This is a genomic window from Flavobacterium plurextorum, from assembly GCF_024638035.1.
GTDB lineage: Bacteria > Bacteroidota > Bacteroidia > Flavobacteriales > Flavobacteriaceae > Flavobacterium > Flavobacterium plurextorum.
Map to the genome: position 1 here is coordinate 3,269,273 of NZ_CP100442.1, position 8,684 is coordinate 3,277,956.

Annotated in this window: 10 protein-coding genes; 9 read left to right on the forward strand and 1 reads right to left on the reverse strand. The window is 31.4% G+C overall.

The window, feature by feature from the left end:
* Positions 1-80 precede the first annotated feature (80 nt).
* The 5 genes from nadC (at position 81) to priA (ending at position 5,600) form a co-directional block, all read left to right on the forward strand.
* A complete protein-coding gene (gene nadC, locus NLG42_RS14640; protein ID WP_089058078.1) occupies positions 81-938 on the forward strand; it encodes a carboxylating nicotinate-nucleotide diphosphorylase in 858 nt (285 codons plus the stop codon).
* Positions 939-1,011: 73 nt separating this feature from the next.
* On the forward strand, positions 1,012-1,935 hold the full coding sequence (locus NLG42_RS14645; protein ID WP_089058077.1) for a YihY/virulence factor BrkB family protein: 924 nt from the start codon (positions 1,012-1,014) through the stop codon (positions 1,933-1,935).
* Positions 1,936-1,937: 2 nt separating this feature from the next.
* The gene (locus NLG42_RS14650; RefSeq protein WP_089058076.1) at positions 1,938-2,369 is read left to right on the forward strand and encodes a DUF2147 domain-containing protein; all 432 of its coding nucleotides are present in this window, start codon (positions 1,938-1,940) and stop codon (positions 2,367-2,369) included.
* Between the two features lie 10 nt (positions 2,370-2,379).
* Positions 2,380-3,120, forward strand: coding sequence for a subclass B1 metallo-beta-lactamase (bla-B1-FLAV, locus tag NLG42_RS14655; RefSeq protein ID WP_257681418.1), 741 nt, complete (start codon positions 2,380-2,382; stop codon positions 3,118-3,120).
* Positions 3,121-3,149: 29 nt separating this feature from the next.
* Positions 3,150-5,600, forward strand: coding sequence for a replication restart helicase PriA (priA, locus tag NLG42_RS14660; protein WP_257681419.1), 2,451 nt, complete (start codon positions 3,150-3,152; stop codon positions 5,598-5,600).
* Between the two features lie 3 nt (positions 5,601-5,603).
* Here the strand turns inward: priA and NLG42_RS14665 are convergent, their stop codons facing one another.
* Complete coding sequence (locus NLG42_RS14665) at positions 5,604-6,299, reverse strand: LytR/AlgR family response regulator transcription factor (RefSeq protein WP_257681420.1); 696 nt, start codon at positions 6,297-6,299, stop codon at positions 5,604-5,606.
* A gap of 176 nt (positions 6,300-6,475) precedes the next feature.
* Between NLG42_RS14665 and rpsF the strand changes: the two genes are divergently transcribed.
* The 4 genes from rpsF to NLG42_RS14685 all read left to right on the forward strand — a co-directional run bounded on the left by rpsF (position 6,476) and on the right by NLG42_RS14685 (position 8,235).
* A complete protein-coding gene (gene rpsF, locus NLG42_RS14670) occupies positions 6,476-6,817 on the forward strand; it encodes a 30S ribosomal protein S6 (protein ID WP_007810575.1) in 342 nt (113 codons plus the stop codon).
* 5 nt (positions 6,818-6,822) lie between these two features.
* Entirely contained in the window at positions 6,823-7,119 is a 297-nt protein-coding gene (gene rpsR, locus NLG42_RS14675) for a 30S ribosomal protein S18 (protein WP_002987043.1), read from the forward strand.
* A 64-nt stretch (positions 7,120-7,183) separates the two neighbouring features.
* Complete coding sequence (rplI, locus tag NLG42_RS14680) at positions 7,184-7,624, forward strand: 50S ribosomal protein L9 (RefSeq protein WP_089058073.1); 441 nt, start codon at positions 7,184-7,186, stop codon at positions 7,622-7,624.
* Between the two features lie 137 nt (positions 7,625-7,761).
* Positions 7,762-8,235 carry a DUF6495 family protein gene (locus NLG42_RS14685; RefSeq protein ID WP_257681421.1) on the forward strand — a complete coding sequence of 158 codons (474 nt, stop codon included), beginning with the start codon at positions 7,762-7,764 and terminating at the stop codon, positions 8,233-8,235.
* Positions 8,236-8,684: the final 449 nt, after the last annotated feature.

The following is an 8,684-nucleotide window of genomic DNA, read 5'->3' on the forward strand; positions in this document are numbered from 1 at the left end:
TTTGTATAACTTTTCATGTTATAGTAATTTTCAAATCCATAAAATAAGTCATAATTTAGCATATTATAAAAAATATAAAAATGATAAGTGAAGCTCAATTTCAATCAGAATTAGAACTTTTGATTAGTAACGCCATTAGAGAAGATGTAGGATCAGGCGATTATAGTTCTCTTGCTTGTATTCCAGACACTGCTCATGGTCAAGCAAGATTATTAGTGAAAGATCAGGGAATTATTGCTGGTGTTGCGCTTGCGAAAATGATATTTGATTATGTTGATCCTAAATTAAAGGTAAAAACATTTATTGAGGATGGAACGCATGTAGAATATGGTGAGATTGTTTTTGAAGTTTCTGGAAGTTCTCAATCTATTTTGAAGGCAGAAAGAGTAGTTTTAAATACTATGCAGAGAATGTCTGCAATTGCAACAAAAACAAATCATTGCGTGCAGCTTTTAGAAGGAACGGGAGCTAAAATATTAGATACTCGCAAAACGACACCAAATTTTAGAGCTGCGGAAAAATGGGCGGTGAAAATTGGAGGAGGAGAAAATCATCGCTATGCTTTATACGATATGGTAATGTTGAAAGATAATCATATTGATTTTGCAGGAGGTATTACGCTTGCCATAAAAAAAACTAAGGATTATTTGAAAGAGAATAATCTAGATTTAAAAATTATTGTTGAGGCTAGAAATCTTGATGAAATTCGTGAAATTTTGTTGAGCGACGGTGTTCACAGAATTTTAATCGATAATTTTAATTATGAAGATACTAAAACTGCCGTAGCTTTAATTGGTTCAAAATGTCAGACAGAATCTTCAGGAAATATCAGCGAAAAAACAATTCGCGAATATGGACTTTGCGGTGTAGATTATATTTCGTCTGGAGCGTTAACTCATTCAGTTTACAATATGGATTTGAGTTTAAAAGCTTTTTAATTGAGTAAAGTGTTTTAAATTGTAATTTTTGTAATCTAAAATCCAACTCAACAATCTAAAAATCTAAAATAGTATGTCTCAAGAAATAGAAGATCGGATTGAAAAAGTTCCTGTAATACGTTCTATAGCCCGATTTTTTAAGAAAATAAAATTGCCTTGGCTGGAAGGTTTTTCACTTTATGATTTGCTTGAAATGTATACCTTAGGAATTATTGAAGGTGCATTTTCTTATCACGCCAGTGCTGTTTCTTTCAGCTTTTTTATGGCTTTATTTCCTTTTGCATTATTTATTTTAAACTTAATTCCTTTTATTCCGATAGAAGGTTTTCAGGCCGATTTTTTGCAGTTTGTACAACAGGGAGTTCCTCCAAATACTTATGATGCTATTAGTAAAATTATCAGTGATATTTTAAATAATAGTCACTCGGGATTGTTATCGTCGGGATTTTTGCTTTCGATTTTTTTAATGGCGAATGGTATTAACGGAATTTTAAGCGGTTTTGAGTCTTCTAAACATGTTTTTGATAAGCGTGGTTTTTTAAAGCAATATTTGGTAGCATTAGCTATTTCGCTTGTTATGACTATTATATTGTTTGTAACGGTGGCTACGATTGTTGTTTTTGAGGTTTTTATTCAAAAAACAATTATTCAGGATGTTTTGAGTGATCGTATTCCGTTGATTATTTTAGGTCGATATTTGTTTATTATACTGATGATTTTGATAACATCTTCAATATTATTGCGTTATGGTACAAAGCAGTATAATAAAGTGCCTTTTATAAGTATTGGATCGGTTTTTACAACAATCTTAATTGTTATATCTTCGTTCTTTTTTGGGATTTGGGTTATAAAATTCTCAAAATATAACGAACTTTATGGTTCAATTGGAACATTATTAATTCTAATGTTTTACATTTGGATAAACTGTATGATTCTGCTTTTGGGTTTTGAATTGAATGCCTCAATCAGAAAATTAAAACAAAAAAAAAATAAATAGGTATGAAAAATTGGATTTTAACAATTGGTGTTTTTTTCTTCGCATTAAGTACAATGCAATCTCAAAGTGTTATCGGAAAATGGAAAACTATTGACGATGAAACGGGTGAGGCAAAATCTGTAGTAGAGGTTTATGAAAAATCTGGAAAAATTTACGGTAAAGTAGTTGAAATTCTTCGTGCTGATCATAAAAAGGATGTTTGTACTAAATGTGACGGTGCTGAGAAAAATAAACCTATTTTAGGAATGGTTATTATGAATGGTCTTAAAAAAGATGGTTCTGAATATAATGGAGGAACTATTTTAGATCCTACAAATGGTAAAAAATACAAATGTTATATTTCATTAGAATCTGCAGATAAATTAAAACTTCGCGGTTATGTTGGAATTTCTTTAATGGGAAGAACACAATACTGGACACGAGTGAAAAATTAATTTTAAAAATATGCGAAAATTAGCTTCGATAATTTTATTCTTAGTCTTAGCTTCAAATAGTTTTGGACAATCTAAGAATTCGCCATTACAAATAAGTCATCTTACGGGTGACTTTTATGTTTATAAAACATTTCATGATTATAAAGGAACAAAGATTTCTGCCAATGCTTTGTATTTGGTTAACGGTAAAGGTGTGGTTTTGTTTGATGCGCCTTGGGATAAATCACAGTTTCAGCCTTTATTAGATACAATAAAAGCAAGACATAATAAAAAGGTTATAATGCATTTTGCAACGCATTCTCATGAAGATCGTGCTGGAGGACTGGACTTTTACAGAAAGAAAGGTATTAAGACGTATACAATTAAATTAACAGATGAGATTCTTAAAAAAAACAGCGAAGGCAGGGCAGAATTTATAATTCCGAATGACACGACATTTACCGTCGGTCAGCATACTTTTGAGGTTTATTATCCAGGAAAAGGTCATGCGTCTGATAATGTTGTGGTATGGTTTAATAAAGAAAAAATACTTTACGGTGGTTGTTTTGTAAAAAGCATATCTGCTGTTGATCTTGGTTATTTAGGTGATGCTGATGTAAAGGAATGGCAGAAATCGATGCATAAAGTGCAAGCGAAATTCAAGAAGCCAGTATATGTTATTCCTGGTCATGACAATGGAACTAATGCAGAATCTCTAAATCATACGTTGAAATTGGTTAATGATTATTTAGCTAAATCTTCAGGAAAATAATAAGTTTCCAAATCATATAAAATTAGTGCATGTTTTTTATCGAAGTTGTTTTACCGCTTTCTTTAGCTAAAACTTTTACATATCGCGTTTCTGAAGCTGAATATCATTTTATAAAAAAGGGTATGCGGGTGGCAGTACCATTTGGTAAAAGTAAAATTTATACGGCGTTGGTGATCGATATACACGAAAACGCACCGACATTATATGAGGCAAAAGAAATTCATCAGATTTTAGATGAAAAACCAATTGCGACCGAAACACAGATTAAACATTGGCTTTGGGTTGCCAATTATTATATGTGCGGTATTGGCGATGTTTATCGCGGTGCTTTTCCAACTGGATTATTATTGGAAAGTGAAACTATTGTTTCGCATAAACCAGAAGTTGTCGTAAATGATTCAGAACTTTCCGATGATGAGTTTTTAGTTTATGAAGCATTGCAGCATCAAAGTTCGCTTAAAGTTCAGGAGATTGTTTCGATTTTAAACAGGAAAAATATCCTGCCAATTCTTCAAAAATTAATTGCAAAGGATATTATTGTTTTAGAGGAAGAAATAAAAGAAAGCTACAAGCCAAAACTGATTCGTTATGTGAAATTACATTCGCAATATGAATCTGATAATGGTTTAGGAGAATTGCTTGAGGTATTGAAAAGTGCTAATAAGCAAAAAGAAATCGTACTGGCTTATTTTCAGATAAGCGCTTCAGAAAAGAAACCGATTACGGTAAAGAAATTGATTGAAGTTTCAAATTCTACTTCAGCTGTTGTAAAAGCTTTAATCGAGAAAGAAATTTTTGAAGAGTATTATTTACAGCACGATCGTGTTTCATTTAATGGAGAGAAATCAGAAAAAGAACTTCTATTAAGCGAGGCTCAGGAAAATGCTTTTACTGCAATTAAAAATAGTTTTTTAGAAAAAGAAGTTTGTCTTCTGCATGGTGTTACATCAAGTGGAAAGACGGAAATTTATATTAAACTGATAGAAGAATATTTAGAAACGGGCAAACAAATTTTGTATCTGCTGCCAGAAATTGCGCTTACAACGCAGTTAGTTTCTCGATTGAGACTTCATTTTGGAGATAAAGTTGCCGTTTTTCATTCAAAATACAGCAATAACGAACGAGTTGAGGTTTGGAAACAAACACTAGAAAACTCTGAAAAAGCACAGATTGTAATAGGAGCGAGGTCTGCCTTGTTTCTGCCTTTTAATAGTTTGGGTTTACTGATTGTTGATGAAGAACATGAACAAACTTTTAAGCAAACCGATCCTGCACCAAGATATCATGCACGTGACTCTGCAATTGTTTTGGCAAATTTTCATAATGCCAAAGTATTATTAGGTTCTGCGACCCCAAGTATCGAAACATATTTTAATACTCAAACAGATAAATATGGTTTAGTAACTTTAACTGAGCGTTATAAAAATGTTCGAATGCCTGAGGTAGTTTTAGTTGATTTAAAAGACAAACATTTCAGGAAAAGAATGACAGGGCATTTTAGTGATATTTTAATTGAAGAAATTACGGAAGCTTTGTCTTTGGGCGAACAAGTAATTTTGTTTCAAAACAGAAGAGGTTATTCTCCTGTAATAGAATGTATGACTTGTGGTCATGTCCCGCATTGCCAGCAATGTGATGTAAGCTTGACATTTCATAAATTTAAAAATCAATTGCGTTGTCATTATTGTGGTTATTCAATTGCAAAGCCAACACATTGTCATAGTTGTTCGAGTATAGATTTGACGACTAAAGGTTTTGGGACGGAGCAAATCGAACAGGAATTGGTTTCTCTTTTTCCAAAAGCTAAAACAGCTAGAATGGATCAGGATACAACACGAGGTAAATTTGGTTTTGAAAAAATTATTGATACGTTCAAGAATAGAGAAGTAGATATTTTGGTAGGAACGCAAATGCTTGCTAAAGGACTTGATTTTGATAATGTGAGCTTGGTTGGAATTATGAATGCAGATAACATGCTGCATCATCCAGATTTTAGAGCTTTTGAACGCAGTTTTCAAATGATGACACAAGTTGCAGGAAGAGCAGGACGATCTGAAAAACAAGGTAAAGTTGTGATCCAAACTTATAATCCAAATCACAATACAATTCAACAAGTTACAAACCATAATTATATAGGTATGTATAAGGAGCAATTGTATGATAGAATGATTTATAAATATCCGCCTTATTTCAGGATTATTAAACTGACTTTAAAGCACCGTGAGTTTGATAAATTAAAGGAAGGTTCTATGTGGTTGTATCAGGTTTTAAGTCAAAACTTAAAAATGCCGGTTTTGGGTCCTGAAGAACCTGCGATAAATAGGATACGAAATGAGTATATTAGAACTATTTTAATTAAAATTCCACAGGAAATTCCATTAGGGAGTACAAAAAAAACTATTCAAAAAATATTGAATAGTTTTGAGGCTGTTGCTCAGTACAGAGCTGTAAAGGTTGTTATTAATGTTGATTTTTATTAAAAATCAAGATGTTGACAGTGCTTTTACTAAGTCTTCTTTTTTGTTGCGGCTAAGCGGGATTTTGGTAATACCGATTTCGGCAAACTTGCTGTTAAAGCGTTCTACTTTATCTATATTTATGATGTACGATTTGTGCACACGAATAAATTTATCTTTTGATAAATCATTTTCAAAGGATTTCATAGTCGAAAGTACCAGATTACTGTCGTCCTCAGTAACAACTCTTACGTAATCTCCAAAAGCTTCAATCCATTTGATTTTTGCTGTGAAGATTTTAAGTTTTTTAAGGTTGCTTTTAATGAAGATATGTTCGCCTTCTTCTTCTTTTACTTCTTTTTTAAGTAAATGCATGTCTATAGCTCTTTTTACAGAAGCATTAAAACGGTCCACCGCAATAGGTTTTTGCAAATAATCGGTAGCATCATAATCAAAAGCTTTTAAAGCGTATTCGGCTTTAGAAGTAATGAATATGATCTGCGGTTTAGACTTTAATCCATCAAGGAAGTCAAAGCCATTTATAACTGGCATTTCTATATCAAGAAATATTAGGTCGATATTATTTAAAGAGATACAACTTTTCGCTTCAATTGCATTAGAAAAATCACCGATTAAATGCAAACCTGGGTGATTATTGACTAATTTTGCAATAATTGTCCTCTGTATAGAACTATCATCTACAACAACACAGTTTATTTTCATAACAATAAATTTAGAATAAATTCAGGATAGCAATAGTAAATGTATTATTTTTTTGTAAAAAAAACTAAAGTTAAGCTCTGTTTTTTACATTACAACGAATAAAAGTAAAAAAGTGTTGTATATTTAAAAATTATGGTTACTTTTGCACCCAATTTTAACAAATAAATATTGTATTTATGAATCATTATGAAACTGTTTTCATTTTAAATCCCGTTTTATCTGAGGTTCAGGTGAAGGAAACAGTAACGAAATTTGAAGAATTTCTTACTAGTAGAGGAGCTGAAATGGTATCGAAAGAGGATTGGGGTCTGAAAAAAATGGCTTACGAAATCCAAAACAAAAAAAGTGGTTTTTACCATTTATTCGAATTCAAAGTAGCTGGAGAAGTTCTAATTGCTTTTGAAACTGAATTCAGACGTGACGAAAGAGTTATGCGTTTCTTAACTGTAAGTTTAGACAAACATGCTATTTCATGGGCGGAAAGAAGAAGAGCAAAATTAAAATCTACTAAAGCGTAATTATTATGTCTACAATCGAGCAATCTGCAAAAGGAAAAAAAGACGGAGATATCAGATATTTAACGCCTTTAAACATTGAAACAAACAAAACTAAAAAGTATTGTCGTTTCAAAAAATCAGGAATCAAATACATCGATTATAAAGATGCTGATTTCTTATTGAAATTCGTAAATGAGCAAGGAAAAATTCTTCCTCGTCGTTTAACTGGAACTTCATTAAAATACCAAAGAAAAGTTTCTGTAGCTGTAAAAAGAGCTCGTCACTTAGCTTTAATGCCATACGTGGCCGATTTATTAAAATAATTAAAAACTCTAGTCGCTGGTTTCTAATAATAGAACCTAACTTCTAAAATATAAGGACAACAACATGGAACTTATTTTAAAACAAGACGTACAAAACTTAGGATTTAAAGATGATGTAGTATCTGTAAAGCCTGGTTACGGTCGTAACTTTTTAATTCCTCAAGGTTTTGCTACATTAGCAACTCCTTCTGCTAAAAAAGTTTTAGCTGAAAATCTAAAACAAAGAGCACATAAAGAAGCTAAAGTTGTTGCTGATGCTAAAGCATTAGCTGAAACTTTAAAAGCTCTTGAAATTAAACTTACTGCAAAAGCTGGTGGAGAGAAACTTTTTGGTTCTATCACTAACATCGATATTGCTGATGCTTTAGAGAAATCTGGTAACGCTATTGATAGAAAATTCATCACAAGCGGTATCGTAAAACGTACTGGTAAATATTCTGCTAGTGTTCGTTTACACAGAGATGTAATCGTTGAGTTAGCTTACGAGATTGTTGCTGAAAAGTAATAGTTTTAAAGATTATATAAAAATCCCGATGCAAATCGGGATTTTTTTGTTTAATGAAATGAATTAATATTAATTAGACTTAATGTTGGTGGCTAGAGTATTTAGCTTACAGCGTAAAGCATAAAGCCTAAAATAAAATGAAATACGCAAGATTAACAAAAGAGCAATTTGATGAACTACACGCAGAGTTTGCTAGTTTTTTAGCTACGCAAGCTATTGATAAAGCAGAGTGGGATGCTCTAAAAGTAAATAAACCTGAAGTTGCCGAGCAGGAATTAGATGTTTTCTCAGATTTAATTTGGGAAGGTGTATTGTCAAGAGCTGAATTTTTAGAACATTTTTCTAGAAATCATATTTTCTTGTTTCAGTGTTTTGAAACTCATGTGCAATCAATAGTTTTGAAATCACTAGTTGAAGAAACTGATTTTTTAACCACAGAAGGTTTACAGTGGTTATCTGATAATATGTTTACTGAAAATATTGAAATGAAAGTTGGAAAGAAAGTATTTACAGAAGACAGAAGCGCATCTATATTTGAGTTGATTCAGCAAGGTGCTTTTTTAAGTGATGGACAATTATTTTCTCAGATTAATTCGATAATTGAATCTTAGGTTTTAAATAAATAAAGAATGTAAAAGGTAAATGGTTGTTTATTGCAATTGTTTGCCTTTTTTTAATTTTTTAACTTTTGTTTAAACTTTGTCATTTTTTTTACCCCGTATTTCTACGCTTTTTTTCTTAATACTGCAATAAATTGCAATTTTCAGGTATAAATGTAAGATTTGTTCCTTGTTTGGTTCATTTTGATGTTCTTTTGAGTGATTTTTTCTTTTTTATCGTAGTACTTGTACTACAATAAAAAGTTTAACATAAAAAAATCAAAGAATTTTAGTTGGTATATGACGATAAAAGATGCAGTTCAACTATAGGTTTTTCTGATGTTCTGATATTTTTAGTTTTTTTTAAACTAAAAGATAGGAATTTTACACTTGTTTAGTGTGTTTCTTTTTTCTAATTTTAGATTAGAAAAGTTAAACAAAGTTGTTTTTTCTGTTTCTGG

Excerpts from the sequence above, each read along its gene's own strand:
- rpsF (WP_007810575.1), top strand. The coding sequence starts at position 6,476 with ATGAATCATTATGAAACTGTTTTCATTTTAAATCCCGTTTTATCTGAG.
- nadC (WP_089058078.1), top strand. The coding sequence starts at position 81 with ATGATAAGTGAAGCTCAATTTCAATCAGAATTAGAACTTTTGATTAGT.
- rplI (WP_089058073.1), top strand. The coding sequence starts at position 7,184 with ATGGAACTTATTTTAAAACAAGACGTACAAAACTTAGGATTTAAAGAT.
- rpsR (WP_002987043.1), top strand. The coding sequence starts at position 6,823 with ATGTCTACAATCGAGCAATCTGCAAAAGGAAAAAAAGACGGAGATATC.
- bla-B1-FLAV (WP_257681418.1), top strand. The coding sequence starts at position 2,380 with ATGCGAAAATTAGCTTCGATAATTTTATTCTTAGTCTTAGCTTCAAAT.
- NLG42_RS14645 (WP_089058077.1), top strand. The coding sequence starts at position 1,012 with ATGTCTCAAGAAATAGAAGATCGGATTGAAAAAGTTCCTGTAATACGT.
- NLG42_RS14650 (WP_089058076.1), top strand. The coding sequence starts at position 1,938 with ATGAAAAATTGGATTTTAACAATTGGTGTTTTTTTCTTCGCATTAAGT.
- NLG42_RS14685 (WP_257681421.1), top strand. The coding sequence starts at position 7,762 with ATGAAATACGCAAGATTAACAAAAGAGCAATTTGATGAACTACACGCA.
- NLG42_RS14665 (WP_257681420.1), bottom strand. The coding sequence starts at position 6,299 with ATGAAAATAAACTGTGTTGTTGTAGATGATAGTTCTATACAGAGGACA.
- priA (WP_257681419.1), top strand. The coding sequence starts at position 3,150 with ATGTTTTTTATCGAAGTTGTTTTACCGCTTTCTTTAGCTAAAACTTTT.